The organism is Streptomyces sp. NPDC001502, assembly GCF_042894785.1.
Classification (GTDB): Bacteria; Actinomycetota; Actinomycetes; order Streptomycetales; family Streptomycetaceae; genus Streptomyces; species Streptomyces kutzneri.
Genome location: NZ_JBIAVW010000011.1, coordinates 194,516 through 219,196, shown reverse-complemented (window position 1 = coordinate 219,196; position 24,681 = coordinate 194,516). Strand labels below are relative to the sequence as shown.

Below are 24,681 nucleotides of genomic sequence, written 5' to 3'. Positions count from 1 at the left end.
GATGGTCCGGCCGATCGACCGGCCGGACCGTCAACTCCTCAGCGCTTGCGCCGCCGGCCCCGGCCGCGGACCGGCCCTGTGGCCGGGGCACCTGCCGGGGATCCCGATCGGTCGGCAGAAACCACCAGTGCGGCCAGCGCCGTGGTCACGGGGACCGAGGCCACCAGACCGATCGAGCCCACGAGGGTCCGTACGATCTCCTCGGCCACCAGCTCGCTGTTGGCCACCGAACCCATGCTGCTGTTCGCGATCGAGAACAGCAGGAGCAGCGGCAGCGCGGCACCCGCGTAGGCCAGCACCAGAGTGTTGACCACCGATGCGATGTGGTCGCGGCCGATCCTGATGGCCGCCCGGTAGAGGGCGCGCGGCCCCATCGAGGGGTCCGCGTGGTGCAGTTCCCACACCGCCGACGTCTGGGTGACCGTCACGTCGTCGAGTACGCCCAGCGATCCGATGATCACGCCTGCGAGCAGCAAACCGCTCATGTCGATGTCCGGGTACAGCCCGTGGATCAGGCCCGTGTTGTCGTCGGTGTTGCCGCTGAGGAACGCCCAGTCGATGAACCCCGAGCCGAGCAGCCCGATCAGCAACAGCGAGACGAGTGTGCCCAGGACGGCCACCGAGGTACGGGCGGTCAGCCCGTGGCACATGTAGAGGGCGATCAGCATGATGGCGCTCGCCCCGACCACCGCGACGACCAGCGGGTTCGACCCCTGCAGGATGGCCGGGAGGATGAAGAGGGTCAGCACGCCGAAGCTGACCACCAGCGCGACCAGCGCGAACAGCCCGCGCATCCGCCCGACGACGACGACCGCGACCGCGAAGATGCCGGCCAGCAGCGCCATCGGGAGCTTGCGGTTCACGTCGATCACCGAGTACTGGAGGTCACGGGGGGCGTCCGGCGCGTACGCCACCACCACCTCCTGGCCGTCCTCCAACTGCCGTGGCGCGCCCGGCTGGACGACCTCCACGAAGGTGCGGCCCTTGTCCGGGCCGCTGGTGACCTCGACGGTGGCCTTCTTGCACTCGCCGGTCTGCTCGGCCTGCGCCTGGCGGCCCTCGGGAGTGGAGGGAGCCGCGGTCGTCGGCACCTGGGCGGCGTTCACGGATTTGCAGTCGACCTGTTCGAGCGAGGTGACCACGCCCTGCTGGGTCTGCCGGTCGAATCCCACCCCCGTGCGCTCGTGGCCCGGGGCGCCGCCCGGCCAGAGCACCACCATGCCCACGAAGACGGCCACGGCGAAGGGGATCAGCACGGCGGCGATGACCTTGCGCAGGTGCTTCGAGACGGGGGCTGCCGGGCCGTGGCCATGACTGTGGCCATGGCCGTGGCCGTGGCCGTGGCCGTGGGACTGCCCCGGGGGGTGGCCGTCCGAGCCGCCGCCGGAGTGACCGTCGGCTGGCCTGTCGGCGTGGCCGTCGGAGTGCCCGTCGGACGGTCCGGGGCTCCCATGCGCGTGGCCGTTGTGGCCATGGGGCTCTGTGTGCTCGATGGGGGGCTGCGGCGAGGGCGTCACCAGCAGATCATCGCAAGAGATGAGGGGGCCCACTGTTCAGCACGCCATGGATGACGCTAGCGTGGGGGCACCTTTGCACAACGCGGGAGCTCGGAGCACCGGGCTGAGAGGACGCTGATCACCGTACGGGCATCACAGATGCGTACGGGAAGAGGCTGCGTCGACCGCCGAACCTGTTACCGGGTAATGCCGGCGTAGGGAGATCAGGTCTCATGACCATTCAGGACGCACGCACGCCTGCCGTCAGCCAGGACGCCGACGGCCAGACCGAGCGCCAGCCCGGCTGGCACAAGGGATACCTGGCGGGCTCCCGCCCCGACCTCCGGGTGCCGGTCCGCCAGGTCCACCTCACCAACGGCAAGGACGTGACGCTCTACGACACGTCCGGCCCGTACACCGACCCGCAGATCGAGACCGACGTCCGCCGCGGCCTCGCGCCGCTCCGTGAGAACTGGATCATCAGCCGCGGGGACACCGAGGAGTACGCGGGCCGCCCCGTGCGCCCCGAGGACGACGGCATCAAGCACACCTCGCCGCGCGGCGGCCTCAAGAACCTCGACGCGGTCTTCCCGGGCCGGCCCCGCCAGCCCCGCCGCGGCCGGGGCGGCGCCGCGGTCACGCAGCTCGCGTACGCCCGCCGTGGCGAGATCACCCCGGAGATGGAGTACGTCGCGATCCGCGAGAACGTCTCCCCCGAGGTCGTCCGCGAGGAGATCGCCGCAGGTCGCGCCGTACTTCCGGCGAACGTGAACCACCCCGAGATCGAGCCGATGATCATCGGTAAGCGGTTCCTGGTGAAGGTCAACGCCAACATCGGCAACTCCGCGGTCACCTCCTCCATCGAGGAGGAGGTCGACAAGATGACCTGGGCGACCAAGTGGGGCGCCGACACGGTCATGGACCTCTCGACCGGCCGCAACATCCACACCACCCGCGAGTGGGTGCTGCGCAACTCCCCCGTCCCGATCGGCACCGTTCCGCTCTACCAGGCGCTGGAGAAGGTCGACGGCCGCGCCGAGGACCTGACCTGGGAGATCTACAAGGACACGGTCATCGAGCAGGCCGAGCAGGGCGTCGACTACATGACGGTCCACGCCGGCGTGCTGCTGCCCTACGTGCCGCTGACCGCCCGCCGCAAGACCGGCATCGTCTCGCGCGGTGGCTCGATCATGGCCGCGTGGTGCCTGGCGCACCACAAGGAGAACTTCCTCTACACGAACTTCGAGGAGCTCTGCGAGATCCTCGCGACGTACGACGTCACGTACTCCCTCGGCGACGGTCTGCGCCCCGGCTCGATCGCGGACGCCAACGACGCGGCCCAGTTCGCCGAGCTGAAGACGCTGGGTGAGCTGAACACGATCGCCAAGCGGCACAACGTCCAGACGATGATCGAGGGCCCGGGCCACGTCCCGATGCACAAGATCAAGGAGAACATCGACCTCCAGCAGGAGATCTGCGAGGAGGCGCCGTTCTACACGCTCGGCCCGCTGACCACGGACGTCGCGCCCGCGTACGACCACATCACCTCGGGCATCGGCGCCGCGATGATCGCCTGGTGGGGCACTGCGATGCTCTGCTACGTCACGCCCAAGGAGCACCTGGGCCTGCCCAACCGCGACGACGTCAAGACCGGCGTCATCACGTACAAGATCGCGGCGCACGCCGCGGACCTGGCCAAGGGGCACCCGGGCGCGCAGGAGTGGGACGACGCCCTGTCCGACGCGCGGTTCGAGTTCCGCTGGGAGGACCAGTTCAACCTGGCCCTCGACCCGGACACGGCCCGCGAGTTCCACGACGAGACCCTCCCGGCGGAGCCGGCCAAGACCGCGCACTTCTGCTCCATGTGCGGTCCGAAGTTCTGCTCGATGAAGATCTCGCAGGACATCCGCCGTGAGCACGGCGGCGACCTGAAGGCGGAGGAGATCCAGGCGGGCATGGCGGAGAAGTCCGCCGAGTTCGCGGCCTCGGGCAGCCGCGTCTACCTGCCGCTGGCCGACTGAGCGCAGGAAGTACAGGAAGTACAGGAAGTACAGGAACGGCACGGGACGGACCCGCGACCCATGGGGGGAGCCGCGGGCCCGTCCCGTCGTGCGTGCCAGGGCCGGAGCAACCGCCGCCGACGAGGTACGCCGCAGCCCGCACGTCCCAGCGGTACAAGGCGTCGTGCACCCCGGCGAAGGGCACCCCGGCGGCGGCCGAGGAACGTGCGGATTCGATGACGTGCCGGAAACGGCCGGACGCCCCGCCCCGGACGCCCCGCCCCGGACGCCCCGCGCCGGACGCCCCGCCCCGGACGCCCCGCGCCGGGGGTCACTCCGGTTCGTGTTCCGGGCCACCGAAGTCCGGGCTCGTGAAGTCCGGAGGCGTGTAGCCGGGCCGGGGGCTCTCCGACGGTGATCCCGGGCTGGTGAAGTCGGGACGGCTGTACCCCAGGTTGGGGATGCGGCCCGCCGCCGGTGTGCGGGGGGTGGGAAAGCCGGGACCTGCGCTCGGATCAGCCAGCGCGTCGCGCAGGAAGGGCACGATGCCGCGCTCCAGCAAGGCGTGCCGCCAGGCCTCGCGGGCCCGTGCGACCTCGTCGGGTATCGCCTCCGTCTCGTCCGCCGCCACCTCGGTCGCGCTGTTGCGGACGGCCGTCACCAGCAGCCCGATCACGGCGAAGAGCAGGGCGGCCGCGGTGAGCCCGCCGAAGAGCCAACCTGCCGTCAGCATGGTTTCGGCGAAGGCGGGTTCGGGCTCGATCATCTTCAGGATGTAGCCCACGAGCAGGAAGATCAGCATGGCGGTGCCCGCCAGGACGGGCGCGAGGACCGCGACGACGGCGCTGATGCCCGCGCCGCCACCGCTGCCCTGGGCGCCGTCCTCGTCCCCCGTCGTGCCGGGCGCGTTCAGTAGCTCGTCGCGTCGTTCCTCGCGGACCTTCACGTAGTGGCCGTACTCGGCGGCGGCCGCGGCCGCGAGCAGGGCGCTGGCCCCCTGGGCCATGGTGCGCAGCTGTTCGGCATTCAGCCGTTCGCCGAGGGTGGCGAGTTCGGGCCGCTCGCGCGCGGCGCGCAGCGCCTCGTCGACGAGCCGATCGAACTCCGGTCGGTCTTCGGTCAGCAGGTGCGGAGCGCTGGTCATGTGCATCCCCCGATGCTCCGTAGAAGCCGGTATGCCCGCGTAGACCCGGGCGCCGGCACAAACGGAGGAGAGCCTGCTACGGATAGAGCGATGGTAGAGCGCCCACGCCACGCCGTGACAGGGGCTTTCCGGAAATACCCCTCTCCGTAAGCTCTCAGTCGCTCAGGGGGAGTTGTACGACAAGCAGTTTGCCCGCCATCGTCACCCCGCCGTCCATCGCGATGGCGAGCCCCTCCGCGTACACGTGCGGGCCGTCCACGGCCTCGGGGCCGCGCGACTCGTCGCCGTCCTCGGTGCCCACTTCGCCGAGCAGGTACGGGATGGGGCTGTGCCCGTGGACGACGCGGCTGCCGCCGTAGGTGTCGAGGAGTTCGCGTACGGCCGCCGGGCCGGTTCCCTCGTCGCGGAAGGCGAACCGCTTGGTGAACTTGCGGAAGAGGTCCCAGGTGATATCGGCGTCACCGCGGTTGAGGAGCTCGTGGATGGTGTCGTTGACGTCCTCGATGGAGTCGCCGTAGTCGAGGTAGGCCGTGGTGTCGGAGTGCAGCAGGAGGTGGCCCTCTTCCAGTACGGCCGCGTCCAGGCGGGACATCCACTGCAGGTGGACGTCCTGGAGGCGCTCCATGTCGGTGCGCTGGCCGCCGTTGAGGAGCCAGGCGGCCTGGAAGGTGGCGGTGCCGGCGCCGGAGACGACCGGGGTGTCGCCGAACCGCTTGGCGCCGATGAGCAGGAGTTCGTGATTGCCCATCAGGGCCTTGCAGTAGCCGCCGGCGGCAGCGGCCTCGGCGGACAGCCGCATGACGAGGTCGATGACGCCGATGCCGTCGGGGCCGCGGTCGGTGAAGTCGCCGAGGAACCAGAGCCGGGCGTTGCCGGCGGACCAGCGGCGCTCCGCGTCGATCAGTCCCTGGGCGTGGAGTTCGGTGACGAGCTCGTCGAGGTAGCCGTGGACGTCGCCGACGACGTAGAGCGGGCCGGGGCCCGCGGTGTGGTCCTGGGGCACGTACTGGACCTGGACGGTGTCGCCGGGGCCGCCGAGCGCGCCGCGGCCGATGACGGGCAGGTCCCGGTAGGTCGGGGTGTAGCCCTCCAGGTCGTCCTCGTCGGGGCCCTGGGGCTCCGCCTGGGCCGGTTCGGCGTCGGGGTGTACGTGGAGGCGCGTGTCGGGGTACGGAGGCTGCTGCGCGGGCGGCTGCGGTGCGGCCGGCTGGTGCGCGGGCGCCTGCGGCGGGTAGCCCGGCTGCGGGGGCACGTTCGGCGCGCCGTCCTCGTAGTACGCCGGGTACTCGCCGTACACCGGAGGCTCGCCGGGCAGCCCGGTGGACGTGGATACGGCGTACAGGGCGGGTTCGGTGACGGGAACCCGGAAGTCCCGCAGCGTGTCCGTCCGCATCGCGGGTCCCTGACCGGCCCCCTGAGTCATCGACCCCTCCACCACCGTCGCGCTGCCGTACACCTGCGGACCCTCCTGACCTCCAGGGAGGAGGGTCCGTGATGTCGTGCGCCCATCATAGGAATGCGGCTCGCGCTCTGTGACGCACCAGGGGTGGTGAATCCTTTGCGGAGCCGATCGTTCCTACCGCTTTCTCCCGATATCGGCGTTGCTGAAATCCTCGGCCGGTCCTTGGTCGGTGCTCGGTCGGTCGTCGGATGGTCCTCGGACGGTCCTCGGTCGGTCCTTCGGCAGGCCGACCGGACGGTCTGTCGGTCAGTCCTGGGCCGGCGAGCGGGGCGGGCTGACGGTCGTGCGGGGCTGCCTGCGCTGTGACGAGGTACGGATGATGAGCTCGGTCGGGACGACCTGCTCGACGGGGCGTCCGGTGTTCACTCCCTCGATCGCGTCGATGAGGAGCTGCACGACGGCGGTGCCGATGCGGCGGGGTTTGAGGGACAGGGTGGTGATGGGCGGTTCGGTGTTGGCGTAGACGGTGGACTCGCTGCAGCACACGAGCAGCAGGTCCTCGGGGACGCGCAGGCCGTAGCGGCGGGCGGCGGCGAGCAGATCGGTGCCGTTGGGGTCGAAGAGCCCGTAGACCGCGTCGGGCCGGTCGGGGCGGGCGAGGAGCCGGTCGGCGGCGACGGCGCCCGCGCACGGGTCGTGGGCGGGGTAGGACTCGTAGACGGGGTCCTGGCCGACGCGCTCGCACCAGCTGAGGTAGGCGGTGGTGGAGAGCCGGGTGTAGGTGTCGGTGGTGGTCCCGGTCAGCAGTCCGATCCGGCGGGCGCCGGCGGCGGCGAGGTGGTCGAGCAGGCCGAGTACGGCGGCCTCGTGGTCGTTGTCGACCCAGGCGGTGACGGGGAGGGAGCCTGCGGGGCGGCCGTCGGAGACCACGGGCAGACCCTGGCGGACCAGTTCGGTGACGACGGGATCGTGGTCGGAGGGGTCGATGACGACGGTGCCGTCGAGGGCGACGTTGGACCACACGTCGTGGCGGGAGGTGGCGGGGAGGATGACCAGGGCGTAGCCGCGGGCGAGCGCGGCGGAGGTGGCGGCCCTGGCCATCTCGGCGAAGTAGGCGAATTCGGTGAAGGTGAAAGGTTCATCCCCGTACGTCGTCACGGTCAGGCCGATGAGGCCGGATTTGCCGGTACGGAGGGTGCGGGCGGCGGCCGACGGGCGGTAGCCCAGCCGGTCGGCCACTTCGCGAACGTGGCGGCGGGTGGCGTCGGGCAGCCGTCCCTTGCCATTGAGCGCGTCGGAGACGGTTGTGATGGAGACGCCCGCCGCTGCGGCCACGTCCCTGATGCCGGCCCGGCCCTGTCGGCCGGCGGCCCGCCGGGTGGTCTCGGTCCGGCTCACCTGATGCTTCCCTGCTGCTGTCATGGCGAGCCGATAGTAGGGCTCGGCGGGGAGGGTGGTCTGGGTGCATATGCAGGCATTGACAGGCACGTTTCTGCATGGTTCGCCACCCCCAATGACCTTGGAAATGAAGGTGTTTGATCGCTGAGGGTGAGCGTGGAGCTTGTCGTCGGGTCCGAGCATGCCAAAACGATGCGATCTCGGGCCGTTCTCAACTCACCTGCACGAGGGATGCGCGCCACGGCGCAGGCCACCGGCGCGCGCATATATGCGTGCGCTCCCCCGCATTCCTGGCGCCCCCATTCTCGGAACGGCGGAATCCTCATAAGGTGAGCAGTATTGAGTCGACGGCGACGTCGTACGGGACGGTCGAGGAGGACCTGCGGTGAGCGAGAAGAGCCCGAAGCTGCGCGCCGAGCTGGACGGCATTCCGACATACAAGCCCGGCAAGCCGGCTGCCGCGGGAGGGCCTGTCGCGTACAAGCTGTCCTCGAACGAGAACCCGTACCCGCCGCTGTCGGGCGTGCTGGAGACCGCGGTCGCCGCGGCCGGGAACTTCAACCGGTACCCCGACATGGCCTGCACCGGCCTCGTGAACGAGCTCGCCGAGCGCTTCGGCGTGCCGGTCGAGCACATCGCCACGGGCACCGGCTCGGTCGGTGTGGCCCAGTCGCTGATCCAGTCGACCGCCGGCCCGGGCGACGAGGTGATCTACGCCTGGCGCTCCTTCGAGGCCTACCCGATCATCACGCAGATCTCGGGCGCGACCTCGGTGCGGGTCCCGCTGACCGACGGCGACGTGCACGACCTGGACGCGATGGCCGCGGCGATCACCGACCGGACCCGGCTGATCTTCGTCTGCAACCCGAACAACCCCACCGGTACGGCCGTGCGCCGCGCCGAGCTGGAGCGCTTCCTGGACCAGGTGCCCTCGGACATCCTGGTGGTCCTGGACGAGGCGTACCGCGAGTTCGTGCGCGACGCGGACGTACCGGACGGCATCGAGCTCTACCGCGACCGCCCGAACGTCGCCGTGCTGCGTACGTTCTCCAAGGCGTACGGGCTGGCCGGTCTGCGGGTCGGCTTCGCGGTGGCGCACGAGCCGGTGGCGGCGGCGCTGCGCAAGACGGCCGTGCCCTTCGGCGTGAGCCAGCTCGCGCAGGACGCGGCGGTGGCCTCGCTGCGCGCCGAGGACGAGCTGATGGGCCGCGTCGGGGCGCTGGTGAGCGAGCGCACGCGGGTGCACGAGACGCTGCTCGCCCAGGGCTGGACCGTTCCGGACACGCAGGCGAACTTCGTGTGGATGCGGCTGGGGGAGCGGACCGCCGAGTTCGCGGAGGTCTGCGAGAAGGCCGGTGTGGTGGTCCGGCCCTTCGCGGGCGAGGGCCTGCGGGTCACGATCGGTGAGACCGAGGCGAACGACCTCTTCCTGCACACGGCCGAGGCGTTCTTCAAGGAGCTCTAGGCGGTACGGAGCCCTGTGCGGCAAGGGGCCAAGGGGCCAAGCGGCTGAGGGGCCGAGGGGCCGAGGGCCGTCCCGGGGTGGCTCAGGCGAGTTCCACGCGGACGGGATCGCCGTCGCGGACGGTGGACAGCAGGCGGGGGTCGCCGTCGAAGGAGCCGAGCACGTTGCACGGGCTCGCGAGGCGGCTCTCGCCTCCGCGTGAGATGGGCGTGGGGCCGTAGGGCAGCGCGAGAGCGTCGCCCTCGGTCCAGAACGCGACCGTGCCGGGGTCGACCACCTGCCGGGCGTCGTCCTCCAGGGCGACGGAGACTCCGGTGTCGAAGTAGACCTCCTCGCCCCAGGTGTTGGCGGAGGCGGAAATCGGAAGGGCCTCGGCCAGCGCCTTGCTGGTCGGGGTCTCGTCGAGGGTTGCGGTGAGCTGGCCCGCGGGCCAGGAGATCCGTATCTGCATGAGCCGCATTCAACAATCTGTTGAATCGATTGGCTAGAGGGGTACCCCGCTCGAAGGTGGCCGAGAGTGGTGCGACATAATGCTTGTGAATGTGAACGCGTTCACAAGCGTGTCCTGCTTCCTCCCGGTATGGAGGGAACCCGCCAGGCAGACTGCGGCTGTGACCACGGCGACGACAAGGAGAAGACGACGTGGACCTAGCTTTGGCGCCGGAGACATTGGCGCGATGGCAGTTCGGCATTACGACCGTCTACCACTTCCTCTTCGTACCCCTGACGATCTCGCTCGCCGCCCTTACGGCGGGCTTGCAGACGGCGTGGGTGCGCACCGAGAAGGAGAAGTACCTCAGAGCCACGAAGTTCTGGGGAAAGCTCTTCTTGATCAATATCGCGATGGGTGTCGTCACCGGCATCGTCCAGGAGTTCCAGTTCGGCATGAACTGGTCCGACTACTCGCGATTCGTCGGCGACATCTTCGGGGCCCCCCTGGCCTTCGAGGCGCTGATCGCCTTCTTCTTCGAGTCGACCTTCATCGGTCTGTGGATCTTCGGCTGGGACAAGCTGCCGAAGAAGATCCACTTGGCGTGCATCTGGATGGTGTCCATGGGCACCGTCCTGTCCGCCTATTTCATCCTGGCGGCGAATTCCTGGATGCAGCACCCGGTCGGGTACCGCATCAACGAGGAGCGGGGCCGGGCCGAGCTCACCGACTTCTGGCTCGTGCTGACCCAGAACACCGCGCTCACCCAGTTCTTCCACACCATCACGGCCGCCTTCCTGGTCGGCGGCGCCTTCATGGCCGGAATATCCGCCTTCCACCTGGCGCGCAAGAGGCACGTCCCCGTGATGCGGAGCTCGTTGCGCCTCGGCCTGATCGTCATGATCATCGCCGGTATGGGCACGGCGATCAGCGGTGACCTGCTCGGCAAGGTGATGTACAAGCAGCAGCCCATGAAGATGGCCGCCGCGGAAGCGCTCTGGGACGGCGAGGCGCCCGCGCCCTTCTCGGTCTTCGCCTACGGAGACGTCGACAAGGGCCACAACAAGGTGGCGATAGAGATCCCCGGCCTGCTGTCCTTCCTGGCCAACGACGACTTCACCTCCTTCGTCCCGGGCATCAACGACGTCAACAAGGCCGAGCAGGAGAAGTACGGCCCCGGCGACTACCGGCCCAACATCCCGGTCGCCTACTGGGGCTTCCGCTGGATGATCGGCTTCGGCATGGCCTCCCTCGGCATCGGTGTGCTGGGCCTGTGGCTGACCCGCAAGCGGTTCATGCTGCCGGCGGAGCTGCGGACCGGGGAGGACGAGGTCCCCCACCTGGTGCTCTTCAAGAAGCCACTGAGCCCGAAGTTCGCCAACCTGTACTGGATCGTCGCGCTCTGGACGATGGGCTTCCCGCTCATCGCCAACTCCTGGGGCTGGATCTTCACCGAGATGGGCCGCCAGCCCTGGGTCGTCTACGGAGTCCTGCGCACCAGGGACGCGGTCTCGCCGAACGTGTCCCAGGGCGAGGTGCTCACCTCGATGATCGGGTTCACGCTCCTGTACGCGGTGCTGGCCGTGATCGAGGTCAGGCTCCTCGTCAAGTACGTCAAGGCCGGCCCCCCGGAACTCACCGAGGCAGACCTCAACCCACCCACCAAGATCGGTGGGGACGACAAGAACCCCGACCGGCCGATGGCCTTCTCGTACTGAGGCCGAGGAGCGCACACCATGCAACTCCACGATGTCTGGTTCGTACTCATCGCCGTCCTGTGGACCGGCTACTTCTTCCTGGAGGGCTTCGACTTCGGAGTCGGCGTACTGACCAAGCTGCTCGCCCGTGACCGCACGGAGAAGAGGGTTCTGATCAACACGATCGGGCCCGTGTGGGACGGGAACGAGGTCTGGCTGCTCACCGCCGGCGGTGCCACCTTCGCCGCCTTCCCCGACTGGTACGCCACCCTCTTCTCGGGCTTCTACCTGCCACTGCTGCTCATCCTGATCTGCCTCATCATCCGTGGCGTCGCCTTCGAGTACCGGCACAAGCGCCCTGAGGACAGGTGGCAGACCAACTGGGAACACGCGATCTTCTGGACTTCGCTGATCCCCGCGTTCCTGTGGGGCGTCGCCTTCGCCAACATCGTGCGCGGCGTCAAGATCGACGAGAACAAGGAGTACGTCGGCAGCTTCCTGGACCTGCTGAACGTCTACTCGATCCTCGGCGGACTGGTGACCCTCACCCTGTTCACGTTCCACGGCACGGTCTTCACCTCGCTCAAGACCGTCGGTGAAATCCGGGACCGCTCACGGAAACTGGCGACCCGGCTGGGCGTGGTCACCGCCGTGCTGGCCCTGGTCTTCCTGATCTGGACCCAGGTCTCGCGTGGCGACGGTACGAGCCTGATCGCGATGATCGTCGCGGTGCTGGCGCTGGTCGGGGCCCTCGGCTTCAACCTGGCCGGCCGCGAGGGCTGGTCGTTCGCACTGTCCGGGGTCACCATCGCGGCGGCCGTCGCGATGCTCTTCCTCACGCTCTTCCCGAACGTCATGCCGTCCTCGCTGAACGAGGCCTGGAACCTCACGGTCACCAACTCCTCCTCCAGCGCGTACACCCTGAAGATCATGACCTGGTGTGCGGCCGTGGCCACCCCGCTCGTCCTGCTCTACCAGGGCTGGACGTACTGGGTGTTCCGCAAGCGGATCGGGACGCAGCACATCGTCGATGTGCACTGAGCCCTGCACGGGGCTCTGTTACGAGCCCTGCAGCCCTGCACCGAGTCCCCGCGACGTATGACCCGCCCGTCCGGCTGACGACCTCCCCGAGGGGATGTTTCACGTGAAACCGATCGACCCGCGCCTGCTCCGGTACGCCCGATCCACCCGCCTCTTCCTGGGGGCGGTGGTGGCTCTGGGCCTTGCCGGGGCGGGGCTGGTCGTCGGTCAGGCGATGCTGATCGCCGAGATCGTGGTCGGAGCATTCGAGCGGGGGCTCGACGGCCAGGCGCTCCGGACGCCACTGCTGCTGCTCGCGGCGGTGGCGCTCGGACGCGGGCTGACCGCCTGGCTCACGGAGCTGGCCGCGCACCGTGCGGGTGCGGCGGTCAAGTCGGAGCTGCGGGGCAGGCTGCTGGACCGGGCCGCGGAGCTCGGGCCCGCCTGGCTGGCCGGGCAGCGGACCGGATCGCTGGTCTCACTGGCCACCCGGGGCGTGGACGCGCTCGACGACTACTTCTCCCGCTACCTGCCCCAGCTGGGGCTCGCGGTGGTCGTGCCGGCGGCCGTGCTGGCCCGCATCGTCACCGAAGACTGGGTGTCGGCGGCCATCATCGTGGTGACGCTGCCCCTGATCCCCGTGTTCATGATCCTCATCGGCATGGCCACCCAGTCCCGGATGGACCGCCAGTGGCGGCTGCTGTCCCGGCTCTCCGGACACTTCCTCGACGTGGTGGCCGGGCTTCCCACCCTGAAGGTCTTCGGCCGGGCCAAGGCGCAGGCCGAGTCGATCCGCAAGATCACCGATGACTACCGGCGCGCGACGATGCGGACCCTGCGCATCGCCTTCCTCTCCTCCCTCGCACTGGAACTGCTGGCGACCCTGTCGGTGGCCCTGGTGGCCGTGACCATCGGCATGCGGCTGGTCCACGGCGAACTGGACCTCTACACCGGGCTGGTCATCCTGATCCTGGCGCCCGAGGCGTACCTGCCGCTGCGGCAGGTGGGGGCCCAGTACCACGCGGCCGCCGAAGGGCTGGCGGCCGCCGAGGAGATCTTCGAGGTCCTGGAGACCCCCACCACCGGTACGGCCGGGAAGGCCGGGCTGCCGGGCTGTGCTCCCCTGCGGATCGAGATCGAGGGGATCGCCGTCCGCTACGAGGGCCGCGGCGAGGACTCGCCCCGGCCGGTCTCGCTCACGGTCGGGCCGGGGGAGTGCGTGGCCCTCACCGGTCCGAGCGGAGCCGGCAAGTCCACGCTGCTCCAGGTGCTGCTGGGATTCGTGACGCCGACCGCCGGGCGGGTCCGGGTCGCGGGCGTGGACCTGGCCGACCTGTCGCCGGCGCAGTGGCGGCAGCAGATCGCCTGGGTGCCGCAGCGGCCGCACCTGTTCGCAGGAACGATCGCCGAGAACGTGCGGCTGGCCCGCGCGGGGGCCTCCGACGCCGATGTGGCCCAGGCGCTGAAGGACGCCGGGGCCTGGGAGTTCGTGACCGCGCTGCCGCGCGGGGTGGAGACCCTGCTGGGCGAGGGCGGTGTGGGACTGTCCGCCGGTCAGCGGCAGCGTCTGGCTCTGGCGCGCGCGTTCCTGGCGGACCGGCCCGTGCTGCTGCTGGACGAGCCCACGGCGGCGCTGGACGGCGAGACCGAGGCGGGGATCGTGGACGCGGTCCGGCGGCTCTCCGCGGGGCGGACCGTGCTGCTGGTCGTGCACCGGCCGGCACTGCTCGCCGTCGCCGACCGGGTGGTGGCCATGGCGGCGGGTGACGGCCCCGAGGGGGTTCTCGCCGATGGGACGCTCCCCCGCCGCGCCGCCTCCCCGGTCGGCGCCGGGCTGCTGTCCTCCGGCACGGCCGGTGACCGCGGCGAACACGTCCCGGATTCCGGGGAGTGGATCCTCGGTGCGGCCCGCGAGCGGGCGGGAACCGGCGGAGGCTCGGGCCCGGCCGGTTCGGGCCCGGCCGGTTCGGGCCCGGCCGGTTCGGGCCCGGCCCGTTCGGGCGTGGCTGGTTCGGGCGTGGCCCGGGATCCGCTGCGCCGGGTGCGGGCGGTCGCCAGGGCGTGGCAGGGACGGTTCAGGCTCGGGCTGTTGCTCGGGGCGCTGGCCGTCGGCTGCAGCGTCGGCCTGATGGCGGTGTCGGGCTGGCTGATCTCGCGGGCCTCGGAACAGCCGCCCGTGCTCTACCTGATGGTGGCCGTCACGGCCACCCGGGCCTTCGGAATGGGCCGCGCCGTCTTCCGCTACGCCGAGCGGCTCGTCTCGCACGACGCCGTGCTGCGGATGCTCGCCGACCTGCGGGTCTCCGTCTACCGCCGACTGGAGCGCATCGCGCCCGCCGGGCTGCGCGAACACCGGCGTGGGGACCTGCTGGCCCGGCTGGTGGCCGACGCCGACGCACTGCAGGACTACTGGCTGCGCTGGCTGCTGCCTGTCGGTACGGCCGTGCTCGTCGGAACGGGCTCGGTCGCCTTCACCGCATGGCTGCTGCCCGGGGCCGGAGCCGTACTCGCCGTCGGACTGCTCGCCGCCGGTGTCGTGGTACCGCTGGTCAGCGGTGCCTGCGCCCGCCGTGCGGAGCGCAGGCTCGCGCCCGCCCGGGGCGAACTCGCCACCCGGGTGGCCGATCTGCTCACCGGGACCGCGGAGCTGACCGTGGCCGGTGCGCTGGAGGACCGCAAGGCCCGGGCGCGCGAGAGCGACGGCCTGCTGACGGGCATCGCCGCACGGGGCTCGGCCGCGGCCGGCCTGGGCGGCGGCCTGTCGGCCCTGGTCTGCGGACTCACCGTCGTGGCCGCCGCGGCCGTTGCGGCCAACGCCGTCCACGACGGACGGCTGTCCGGGGTGGCCATGGCCGTCGCGGTCCTGACGCCGCTGGCCGCCTTCGAGGCCGTGAACGGACTTCCGCTCGCCGTCCAGTACCGCCAGCGGGTGCGCCGTAGCGCCGAGCGGGTCTACGAGGTCATCGACGCGCCGGTCCCGGTCGCCGAGCCGGAGCAGCCCGCCGCGGCCCCCGCTTCGCCGTTCCCGCTGCGGCTGACGGGGCTCACCGCCCGCCACCCCGGCCAGGAGCGTGCCGCGCTGAGGGACGTGGACCTGACCCTGGAGGCCGGCCGCCGTATCGCGGTCGTCGGCCCCTCGGGGTCCGGCAAGACCACCCTGGCCCAGGTCCTCCTCCGGTTCCTGGACCCGGCCGAAGGCGCGTACAGCCTGGGCGGGAGCGACGCGCGCACGCTCGACGGCGACGACGTACGGGCGCTCGTGGGCCTGTGTGCCCAGGACGCGCACATCTTCGACAGCTCGGTCCGGGAGAACCTGCGTCTGGCCCGGACCGGGGCGAGCGAGGAGCAACTGCGGCAAGCGCTGGCCGCGGCCCGGCTGCTGGAGTGGGCCGATGGCCTTCCGGACGGACTGGACACGCTGGTCGGCGAGCACGGCGAGCGGATCTCTGGTGGTCAGCGCCAGCGGCTGGCCCTGGCCCGGGCGCTGCTCGCGGACTTCCCCGTACTGGTCCTGGACGAGCCGGCCGAGCATCTGGACCTGGCCACGGCGGACGCCCTGACGGCGGATCTGCTGGCCGTGACCGAGGGCCGGACCACCGTGCTGATCACACACCGGCTGGCCGGTCTGGAGGCGGTCGACGAGGTGCTCGTGCTGGACCGCGGAGAGGTCGTGCAGCGGGGCCCGTACACGGAGCTGGCCGCCGTCGAAGGACCGCTGCGGCGGCTGCTGGAGCACGAAAGGGCAACGGACGGGACTTTGGCCAACTTTCCCCGCCAATAGGGACTAACTACGCTCAGGGTCATGTCAGCGCAGCAGTCGCAGGAATCGCCGGACCCCTCACCGGACCCCTTGCCGAATCCGTTGCCGGGAGCGCCGGGAGCGCCGGGAGCGTCGGGAACTGCGGGAGCTTCGGACCCGCTGGTGGCCACCACCCAGGCCACCAGGAGTCTGCACGGCCTGTCCACCGAGCTCACGGCCCGCGTACCGCAACTGCTGGAGGCCATGAGGTCGGTCGGGACCGGGCTCGAACTGCACTCCACGCTGGACCGCATCTGCGAGACCGCGGCCGAGCTCGCGGACGCCCGCTACGCGGCGATCGGCGTCGTCGACACGGAGGGCCGCGGGCTCTCGGACTTCGTCACCCACGGGATCGGCTCCGCACAGGCCCGGAAGATCGGACACCGCCCCGACGGGAAACGGGGCTTGCTCGGAGCGCTGATCTCGCACTCCGACACGGTGCGGCTCGCCGATCTGACGAAGGACCCGCGCTCGGCGGGGTTCCCGCCGCACCACCCGCCCATGAAGAGCTTCCTCGGAGTACCGATCCGGGTGCAGGGGGAGATCTTCGGCAATCTCTACCTCGCCGAGAAGAACGGCGGCGGCGAGTTCAGCGACTACGACCTCCACATGGTCCGGGTCCTGGCCACCGAGGCGGGCATCGCCATCGGCAACGCCCGGCTCTACGAGGCCGCCACCCAGCGCGAGCGCTGGATCGACGGCTCGGTGGCCGTCACCACCGCTCTCCTGTCCGGCGGGGACGCGGACGACGCGCTCGCGGTGGTCGCCGAACAGGCGCGCCGGCTGGCCGACTCCGCCGCCGGGATCGTCATGCTGCCGGCCGAGGAGGGCGGGATGGAGATCGTCGCGGTCTCCTCCGAGAACCCGGCCACCTCGCTCGGTGTGGTGATCCCGGCCGAGAGCCCGGTGGTGGACAGGCTGCTGGCGGGTGAGCCGGTCTTCGTGGACGACGCCGCGGCCGACCCCCGCATGACCAGCCGGCTCACCAGCAGGTACGGCCCGTGCATGCTGCTTCCGCTGCAGAGCGGCGGGCGGGTGCTGGGCGCGCTGGTGACCCCCCGGGGCCGCGACGGGCGTCCCTTCACCGAGGCCGAGCGGACCCTGGCCACCCAGTTCGCCTCACAGGCGGCGCTCGCCCTGATGATGGCCGAGGCACAGCGCGACCGCGAGCGGCTGGCGGTGTTCGAGGACCGTGACCGGATCGCCCGCGACCTGCACGACCTGGTCATCCAGCGGCTCTTCGCCACCGGGCTGATGCTGGAGGGCGCCCAGCGCCGGACCGTCGTCCCCGAGGTGCGCGACGGCGTGGGCAAGGCCGTGGACGAACTGGACGTGACGATCCAGGAGATCCGCACCGCGATCTTCGCCCTCCAACAAGGGCCGGCGGAGGCTCCCTCCGGGTTGCGTACCCGGGTGCTGCGGGAGATCAACATGGCCGCGGTGCCCCTGGGCTTCAAGCCCGCGCACCGTGTCCTCGGCCCGGTCGACACGGTCGTCGGTGAGCTGGTGGGCAAGAACCTGATCGCCGCGCTGCGTGAGGCCCTGTCGAACGCCTTCCGTCATGCCGAGGCGACCCGGATCGACGTGGTCATCGACTCCACCATCACGCTTGCCGACGGCCGGCCCGGGGTCCGGCTGGAGGTCGCCGACGACGGGGTGGGCATCCCGGAGGGCGGCCGCCGCAGCGGGCTGCGGAACCTGCGCCGACGGGCCGAGTCACTGGGCGGCGCGAGCTCGTACGGTCCGGGCATCGGCGAGGACGGCGGCGGGACCACCGTGGTGTGGGAGGCCCCGCTCGACTCGCCCTAGGCCTGCTGCTGTGCGGTCCGTTCGGCAAGGATGCGCTCGATGACGAGGGCGACCCCGTCCTCGTTGTTGGCGACCGTACGGCCGGACGCGGCCTCGATCACATCGGGGTGGGCGTTGCCCATGGCGTACGAGGTGCCCGCCCAGCTGAGCATCTCCACGTCGTTCGGCATGTCCCCGAAGGCAACGACCTCGGCGGGGGAAATGCCCCGCTCGGCGCAGCACAGTGCCAGGGTGCTCGCCTTGGACACGCCCGGCCCGCTGACCTCCAGCAACGCGGTGGGACTGGACCGGGTGATCGACGCGTACTCGCCGGCGGCGGACCGCGCCAGCGCCAGGAACTCGTCCGGGGCCAGTTCGCCGTGGTGCGCCAGCAGCTTGAGCACGGGCGCGGAGCTCTCGTCCGTTTCCTCGTGCAGCAGCTTCTCGGCGGTGGCGACCCGGGCACCCGGGTCCTTGAAGAAGGGAGGGTACGTCGGCTCGTAATTGATGCCGGTGGTCAGCTCGACCGCGAAGGACGTGCCGGGTGCCGCAGCCCGCAGGGCATCGACGACAGTGAGCGCGGCCACCCGTGGAAGGGCTCGGACCTGCACGAACTCTCGTCCGGCATGCAGGTCGACCACCGCCGCGCCATTGGCGCAGATCGCCAGGCCGTGGCCGTGCACGTGGTCGCTGACCACATCCATCCAGCGGGCCGGGCGGCCGGTGACGAAGAAGACCTCGATCCCGGCCTCCTCGGCGGCGGCGAGCGCGGCGACCGTGCGCGGCGAGACGGACTTGTCGTCGCGCAGCAGGGTGCCGTCGAGGTCGGTGGCGATCAGCCGGGGCGTGGGGGTTGGCCCGTCCGGGCACTGGGGAGCCGAGGTCACGGCTCCATCTTCGCCCATGGCCGAGGAGGTCCTGACCACGGGCGGGAGGCTGTCACCTCGGGCGATGTTTCACGTGAAACGGCGGCGTTTCACGTGAAACATCGGCTCGCCGTAGGCTCGAAGCATGAGTCTGCGTCTGAGCACGGTGATCCTTCCGGTACGTCGATGGCACGAGGGAGGACGCGATCAGTGGCTCCGGGCCGAGCAGCTCGGGTTCCACACCGCCTACACCTACGACCACCTGTCCTGGCGGACGTTCCGCGACGGCCCGTGGTTCGGCGCGGTGCCCACCCTGACCGCGGCGGCCACCGCCACCGAGCGGCTGCGCCTGGGCACGCTCGTCACCTCGCCGAACTTCCGTCACCCGGTGACCCTCGCCAAGGACCTCATGAGCCTGGACGACATCTCCGGCGGGCGCATCACCCTTGGCATCGGTGCGGGCGGCAACGGCTTCGACGCGACCGCGCTGGGTCAGGAGGCCTGGTCCCCGCGTGAGCGCGCCGACCGCCTCGCCGAGTTCGTGCCGCTGCTGGACCGGTTGCTGACCGAGGGCTCGGTGAGCCACGAGGGGACCTTCTACTCCGCCGAGGAGGCCCGCAACATCCCCGGCTGTGTCCAGTGGCCCCGGCTGCCGTTCGCGGTTGCCGCGAACGGACCGCGCGGCATGCGGCTCGCCGCCCGGCACGGCCAGGCCTGGGTGACCACGGGCGACCCGAAGCTGTTCGAGGAGGGCACGCCCGAGCAGTCGCGGGAGGCCCTGCGCGGGCAGCTCGCACGGCTCGGCGCGGCCTTCCTGGAGATCGGGCGGGACCTGGAGCCCGTGGAGAAGATCCTCCTGACCGGCTTCACGCCGGAGGCCAACACCGTGCTGCAGTCCGTGGACGCGTTCGTCGACTTCGCCGGCCGGCACCGCGATCTGGGGTTCACCGAGCTGGTGATCCACGCCCCGATCCCGGACTCCGAGTTCGCCGCCGACGAGGCCGTGTTCGAGAAGATCGCCACCGAGGCCCTGGCCCAGCTCGACAGCTGACCCACCGGTCGTCGCCGCCGCTCGCACGAACGGCGACGACGACCGGGACGGCGACGGCTACGACCGGGACGGCGACGGCTACTCCGTGTCGGTCAGCTGCGCGAGCAGGCGCTCCGCGGACGGCAGGAGCCAGTCCGGCACGTCGTCCGCGGGCAGCGCCCGGGCCTCGTCGATCAGCGCGGTGACCCGCGCGGCCCCCGCGCCCGCGTCGCCCCGCTCCTGCTCGGTCCAGGCGGCGTTGTTCAGGCACTGGAACCGGTCCCGCAGATGGTCGGGGCCGAGCTCGGCGTAGACCCGGGCGGCCCGGTCCCAAAGCCCGATCTCCTCCAGGCGCAGCCCGTCGACGTCCGCAGGGCTCAGCCGGGACGCCGACTCCGCGCCAAGACCGGTGAGGTCTTGCTCCACGTCGTCCTCGTCGGCGGCGTCGTAGGACTGCTCGTTCGTGTTGACGTGCCGGTCGAGCACCTGCGCCAGCTGGTGCCAGGTCTGGGCGAGTTCGGACCGCAGCTCAGGAGCCGCGGGATCCGCGGCCAGGGCCGCCTCCAGCACCTCGGCCGCCTCCTCCATCCGCTTCCGGGCCCCCGACACCGCCGTGGCGGTGATCTCCTCACGCAGCCCCAGCCAGGCCAGGGAGCGCAGGATCCGCACCTCGGCGACCGGGACCTCGCCGGTCAGCCGGTGCAGTTCCAGGGCCCGCTCGTACGCGGCGGCCGCCTCCACGGCCAGTCCCGCGTCGCTCAGGGTGTCCGCGGCCGAATGCGCGAGGCCCGCCTGCGGACGCGGATCCTCCCAGCCCTTGGCGACCTCCGCCGCCAGCAGGTACTGCTCCGCCGCCGGCCGGGGGTCGTTCAGCCGGCGCAGCAGATCACCCAGGAACTCCCGTGCGGAAACCGCCTGCTGGTCCCCGTGCTCCAGCAGGTCCGCCAGCGCGGACTGCAGAACCTCCGCCGCCTCGGCGCTCCGGCCGTCCCCCGCGTAGGCCCGGGCCAGCAGCAGCCGGGCCTGCGCACCGCCGTCGGCCGTGAGCCCGGCCTGGTCGAACCAGTGGGATGCGGCCAGCGCGTGCTCCGCGCTCTCCGCGGCCGCGTCACCCCGCTGCAGCAGGATGTCCGCGAGGGTCAGCCGTACGACGCCCTGTGTCTCGGCGTCGGTCACCTCGGCGGCGTGTTCCAGCGCGGAGCGCGCCGCGGCCTCCGCCTCCTCGGGCCGCTCCAGCGTCATCAGCACCCCGGCCCGCAGCACCAGCGGGTCCACGGCCTGCCACGACCGGCCTGCCAGGGCAGCCCGCGAGGCGGACGCCGCGAGCAGCGGCACGGCCCGTTCCGGGTCGCCCTGGGTCAGGGCCACCCGGCCCAGCATCTCCTCGGCCTCCGACACCAGGTCCGCCAGGGTGCCCTCATGGGCGGCGACGAAGTCGGCCAGCTCGGCGGTCAGCTCCCCGTGGTGGTCGTGGTGGTCGTCACCGTCGGACGTCTCCACAGAGCGCAGGTAGGACTCCATCCGGATCGCCGACAGTTCCACGAGCGCGATGCGCCGGGCTCGCAGCGGCTCCGCGGCGTCCAGTGCCTCGGCGGACCGCAGGGCGACGCGCAGCAGCGCCCGGACCTCCGCCGGCGCGGTTCCGGACTGCGCTGCCACACCGGCCAGCCGCAGCTCCGCGAGTACCGCGCGCTCGGCGACGCCGAGCGCCCGGTAGTCGTCCCGGACCGCGCGCAGCAGCTCCGGCGCCTCCTTGGCTCCACTCCGCGCGGCGGCCAGGGCCTGCTGGTCCGCGAGGTCGGCGCGGACCAGCGGATCGGCCTCCGGCAGCGCGTCCAGCCGTACCGCCACCTCCGCCCACAGTGCGTCCGTGCCCGGATGGCCCAGGTCCCGGGCACGGCGGGCCCGCTCCACCAGCTCGGTGAGGGCGGCGGCCGTCAGGGCCGGCCCAGGGGGAGCGGGAAGGGGAACGGGGGCTGAGGCGGTCTGCGGCAGCGCCGCACTGCGGACCCCCAGCGGCAGCTCGGCCAGCAGCGGTTCCCGTCCCACCTGGGCGAGGAACCGGTCCGAGACCCGGGTCGTGCCGTTGCGCGCGTCGAACTGCCGGGCGATGTCCAGGCAGCCCGCGTACAGCACCTCGTACAGCTCGTCGACGGACCGCGGGCTTCCTTCGTAGGGCACGGCCGGGGTCCGCCCGTGCCCCAGCTCCCGCAGGCGGCGCAGCAACACGAGGATGCCGCCGTGGAAGGCCAGCCGGTCGTCGAGGTTGGCGAGCGGAGCCACGTGGGCGGCGTGTTCGGCCAGGATCTCCAGGCCGCGCGATTCGTTGCCGGTGAGCGCGCAGAACTCGATGTGCTTGCCGACCGAGGGCAGCAGGCTCTCGTTGCCGCGGGCCATGCGGTAGCCGCGCAGGTGGTGAGCGCGCGCTTCGTCGGCCCGGCCGAGCCGCAGCAACGGCAGCAGCGAGGTGGCGAGCAGCCGGTGGGGCTCCTCGGCGCAGGTCAGATCACCGTCGAGGACCGGCTTCCACAGCTCCAGGGCCTCGGCGTCGTCGCCGTGCAGGACGGCGTACTGGCCCTGACCGTTGAGTTCGCAGGCCCGGCAGTCGCTCATGTCGTCGCGCTCGGCGGCCAGCCAGCGCCGGAAGGCCCGCTCGGCGCGCTCGTCCTCGCCGATCGCGTCGGCGAGCCACAGCTCGGCCTCGCGAACGGGCCGCTCGCTGTAGCCGGCGATCCGGTAGCGGCGTTCCATCTCGTCCAGCCAGCCGGTGGCCGACGCCAGCGGGATCCCGGGAGAGTCGGAGATGGCCGTGGCCACCCACTTGAACTGCCAGAACAGCGAATGGGCGTCCCAGTGCGAGAAGGCGCCCGGGTCCTTGTCGTACTCCTGGAGCAGCCGGGCGAAGGGGACCAGCATCCTGGACGACTCGGAGCTGTAGAGGTAGGCGTTGATCAGGTTGTCCAGGGCCTCGCGGAACAGGGCCCGGTCACCGCTCGTCTCCGCCGCGCCGGCCAGGGCCTCGGCGTGCGCGTTGCGCACGGCGCCGTTCGGCGATTCGCGGTTCTCCGCCAGACCCCGCACGATCTCCTCGCGCGTCAGCGTCGTCACTTCTGGTCCTCCTGGGCGTCGCGGGAATCGGTGGAGTGGGTCGCCCATTCCAGGAGTCCGAGGAAGGCCCGGTTGAGCAGGGTGGAGTCGGCGGGGCGCAGCGGCCGCTGGGACATCAGCAGGGCCTGCCCGTAGAGCGATTCGACGGCGGTACCGGTCAGGGCCTCGTCGGGCAGCGCGGCGATCCGGCGGATGAGCGGGTTGTTGTGGTTGAGGACCAGCCGGGCGCGCGGCGCGGAGCCGCGCAGCGCGCCGAGGATGCCGCTCCACAGGGAGTCGGCGCTCTCCAGCGCGGCGGTGCGGTCGCGCTCCTGGCGGGCCTGCCGGTCGTCGAGGTACAGCGCGGGCACGGCGACGGGCTGGAAGGCGCGCAGCACCACGTCGCAGCCCTGGGCTTCCAGCCGGGTGCGCGCAGTGGCCAGGAAGGGGGCGAGCGCGAGTTCGGCCGCGGTCGGCACCGGGTCCAGCCGCTCGGTGACGGCCCCGGCGTCGAGTTCGGTGACCTTGAGCTCCGGCCGTACGGCGGGCAGCAGGGCCAGCAGGTCCGCGTCGTAGGTGTATCCGGCGTTGATGACGCCAAGCCCGTGGGCCGCGGCGATGGGCGCGATCTGCCGGAACTCCTCGACGGTGCGGGTGAAGTGGATGTCCGTGTGGGCGGCCGCGAACTCCTGGAGGCTCATCGAGCCGTCGCTGGTCTCGAACGGCAGCCACGGCAGCATCAGCCCGAGCAGCTCGGAATCGTGCCGGGCCATGGACTTCACGCCGAGGTGGTGGACCTGCAGGAAGGCGGCCAGGCGCTCCGGATCGCTCGCCGCGAGCTCGGCGAGCCAGCCGCGGACCCGGGCGCCGAGGGCTTCCCGTACGGCGGCGAGGGTCTCGTCGTCGTACAGGTTCTCGCGGGAGGCGGTGGGGCGCAGAGTGTCCGTGTCGAGGACGGCGCGGACGAAGAACGCCCAGTCGGGCAGCAGGTTGTCGGCCCGGTCGGTCAGCAGCATGCCCTTGAGGTGGACGCGGTGTCCGGCCCGGTGGGCGGGGCTGGTCGGTTCGGGCAGGACGTATGCCACTCCGCGTACGCCGGCGACCGGCAGGTCGAGGTCGATGCTGTCGAGCGGGGTGAACCCGAAGAGCTGCGCGCAGTGCCCGGCGAGCGCGACGCGACGGGCGGCCGGGGTGGGGAACGGGCGGTCCCATACGGCGGGCCGGTCGGTCACGGGGCGCGGCTCGCCGCCCTCGCCGTCGTCGAAGGTGATGTCGTACGGCAGCAGGGAGCCGTAGTCGCGGGCCAGTTCCTCGACCTTGGCCGCGACGGCCCATTCCGCGGCGCCCGGGCGGGCCTCCAGTACGACGGTGGTGCCGGGCTCCGGCCGTGCCTCGTGGGGCAGTTCGCGGACGGTGTACGAACCGTCGTCCGTGGCCAGCCATTCGACGGGCGCGGCCTGGGGGTCGCGGGCGGAGCGGGTGACGACGCGGATCTGACGGGCCACGACGAAGCACGCGAGCAGGCCGATGCCGAACTGGCCGAGGAACTCCTGGCGGGTCGCTTCCAGGCCCTGCTCGTTGAGATCGGTGCCTTCGCCACCGCGCTTGGAGCTGCGGCCGATGGTGGCGAGCAGGGAGTGGGCCTCGGCGGCGGTCAGGCCGATGCCGCTGTCCTCGATGGTCACGCGGCCGCCGGACGCCGAGAGCCGGATGCGGACCTCCGCCGCCGGGTCGAGGGAGTGGCGCGCGGTGATCGCGTCCACCGCGTTCTGCAGGAGCTCGCGGACGTAGACGCGCGGGCTGGAGTAGAGGTGGTGGGAGAGGAGGTCCACCAGGCCGCGCAGATCGACCTGGAAACTGTGGGGCGTCGACGGGGGCGTGGACGGGGATGTGGACGTGGACGTCATAGGGCGTCACCTCGCGTGCATACAGGGATGGTTCGGTGATCGCGAGGTCCCCCCCTCACAGATCCCGGAGTGGTTCACAGATTAGGGGGATGGTCGGACAATCTCTGCGTGAATTCCGGCGCCCCGGATGCCTGGCCATGACGGCCGCCCCG

The 24,681-nt window shown here is 71.4% G+C and carries 15 protein-coding genes and 1 riboswitch; of the genes, 7 read left to right on the top strand and 8 right to left on the bottom strand.

The window, feature by feature from the left end; genetic code table 11:
• Positions 1 to 38: 38 nt before the first annotated feature.
• Positions 39 to 1,517 carry a YibE/F family protein gene (locus ACFY0D_RS21580; protein WP_390799729.1) on the bottom strand — a complete coding sequence of 493 codons (1,479 nt, stop codon included), beginning with the start codon at positions 1,515 to 1,517 and terminating at the stop codon, positions 39 to 41.
• 72 nt (positions 1,518 to 1,589) lie between these two features.
• Positions 1,590 to 1,735: riboswitch (TPP riboswitch) on the top strand.
• Here ACFY0D_RS21580 and thiC point away from each other — a divergent pair.
• On the top strand, positions 1,730 to 3,517 hold the full coding sequence (thiC, locus tag ACFY0D_RS21575) for a phosphomethylpyrimidine synthase ThiC (protein ID WP_266594783.1): 1,788 nt from the start codon (positions 1,730 to 1,732) through the stop codon (positions 3,515 to 3,517). It overlaps the preceding riboswitch by 6 nt.
• 310 nt (positions 3,518 to 3,827) lie before the next feature.
• Here thiC and ACFY0D_RS21570 read toward each other — a convergent pair whose 3' ends face one another.
• The 3 genes from ACFY0D_RS21570 to ACFY0D_RS21560 all read right to left on the bottom strand — a co-directional run bounded on the left by ACFY0D_RS21570 (position 3,828) and on the right by ACFY0D_RS21560 (position 7,464).
• Positions 3,828 to 4,646 carry a hypothetical protein gene (locus ACFY0D_RS21570; protein WP_390799728.1) on the bottom strand — a complete coding sequence of 273 codons (819 nt, stop codon included), beginning with the start codon at positions 4,644 to 4,646 and terminating at the stop codon, positions 3,828 to 3,830.
• 148 nt (positions 4,647 to 4,794) lie between these two features.
• On the bottom strand, positions 4,795 to 6,078 hold the full coding sequence (locus ACFY0D_RS21565; RefSeq protein ID WP_390799769.1) for a metallophosphoesterase: 1,284 nt from the start codon (positions 6,076 to 6,078) through the stop codon (positions 4,795 to 4,797).
• A gap of 270 nt (positions 6,079 to 6,348) precedes the next feature.
• Positions 6,349 to 7,464, bottom strand: a complete 1,116-nt coding sequence (locus ACFY0D_RS21560) for a LacI family DNA-binding transcriptional regulator (RefSeq protein WP_030010171.1) — start codon at positions 7,462 to 7,464, stop codon at positions 6,349 to 6,351.
• Positions 7,465 to 7,825: 361 nt separating this feature from the next.
• Between ACFY0D_RS21560 and hisC the strand changes: the two genes are divergently transcribed.
• Positions 7,826 to 8,905 carry a histidinol-phosphate transaminase gene (hisC, locus tag ACFY0D_RS21555; RefSeq protein ID WP_390799727.1) on the top strand — a complete coding sequence of 360 codons (1,080 nt, stop codon included), beginning with the start codon at positions 7,826 to 7,828 and terminating at the stop codon, positions 8,903 to 8,905.
• Positions 8,906 to 8,987: 82 nt separating this feature from the next.
• Here the strand turns inward: hisC and ACFY0D_RS21550 are convergent, their stop codons facing one another.
• Positions 8,988 to 9,356, bottom strand: coding sequence for a cyclophilin-like fold protein (locus ACFY0D_RS21550; protein ID WP_390799726.1), 369 nt, complete (start codon positions 9,354 to 9,356; stop codon positions 8,988 to 8,990).
• Between the two features lie 191 nt (positions 9,357 to 9,547).
• Here ACFY0D_RS21550 and ACFY0D_RS21545 point away from each other — a divergent pair, with 191 nt between their 5' ends.
• From ACFY0D_RS21545 to ACFY0D_RS21530, 4 genes are all read left to right on the top strand, one after another.
• Entirely contained in the window at positions 9,548 to 11,053 is a 1,506-nt protein-coding gene (locus ACFY0D_RS21545) for a cytochrome ubiquinol oxidase subunit I (protein ID WP_390799725.1), read from the top strand.
• Between the two features lie 18 nt (positions 11,054 to 11,071).
• Complete coding sequence (gene cydB, locus ACFY0D_RS21540) at positions 11,072 to 12,073, top strand: cytochrome d ubiquinol oxidase subunit II (protein ID WP_390799724.1); 1,002 nt, start codon at positions 11,072 to 11,074, stop codon at positions 12,071 to 12,073.
• Positions 12,074 to 12,176: 103 nt separating this feature from the next.
• The gene (cydD, locus tag ACFY0D_RS21535) at positions 12,177 to 15,833 is read left to right on the top strand and encodes a thiol reductant ABC exporter subunit CydD (RefSeq protein WP_390799723.1); all 3,657 of its coding nucleotides are present in this window, start codon (positions 12,177 to 12,179) and stop codon (positions 15,831 to 15,833) included.
• 21 nt (positions 15,834 to 15,854) lie between these two features.
• The gene (locus ACFY0D_RS21530) at positions 15,855 to 17,660 is read left to right on the top strand and encodes a GAF domain-containing sensor histidine kinase (RefSeq protein WP_390799722.1); all 1,806 of its coding nucleotides are present in this window, start codon (positions 15,855 to 15,857) and stop codon (positions 17,658 to 17,660) included.
• Here ACFY0D_RS21530 and ACFY0D_RS21525 read toward each other — a convergent pair.
• Positions 17,657 to 18,544: a Cof-type HAD-IIB family hydrolase gene (locus tag ACFY0D_RS21525; protein WP_390799721.1), complete on the bottom strand. Its 888-nt coding sequence runs from the start codon at positions 18,542 to 18,544 to the stop codon at positions 17,657 to 17,659. The two genes, ACFY0D_RS21530 and ACFY0D_RS21525, sit on opposite strands and share 4 nt — an antisense overlap.
• Before the next feature lie 106 nt (positions 18,545 to 18,650).
• Here ACFY0D_RS21525 and ACFY0D_RS21520 point away from each other — a divergent pair, with 106 nt between their 5' ends.
• Positions 18,651 to 19,556, top strand: coding sequence for an LLM class flavin-dependent oxidoreductase (locus ACFY0D_RS21520; protein ID WP_390799720.1), 906 nt, complete (start codon positions 18,651 to 18,653; stop codon positions 19,554 to 19,556).
• Positions 19,557 to 19,634: 78 nt separating this feature from the next.
• Here ACFY0D_RS21520 and ACFY0D_RS21515 read toward each other — a convergent pair whose 3' ends face one another.
• Together ACFY0D_RS21515 and ACFY0D_RS21510 are read right to left on the bottom strand one after the other, a co-directional pair.
• Positions 19,635 to 22,643 (bottom strand): tetratricopeptide repeat protein, encoded by a 3,009-nt coding sequence (locus tag ACFY0D_RS21515; protein ID WP_390799719.1) that lies wholly within the window; start codon positions 22,641 to 22,643, stop codon positions 19,635 to 19,637.
• On the bottom strand, positions 22,640 to 24,529 hold the full coding sequence (locus ACFY0D_RS21510; RefSeq protein WP_390799718.1) for an HSP90 family protein: 1,890 nt from the start codon (positions 24,527 to 24,529) through the stop codon (positions 22,640 to 22,642). Before ACFY0D_RS21510 ends, ACFY0D_RS21515 begins: the two co-directional genes overlap by 4 nt.
• Positions 24,530 to 24,681 lie beyond the last annotated feature (152 nt).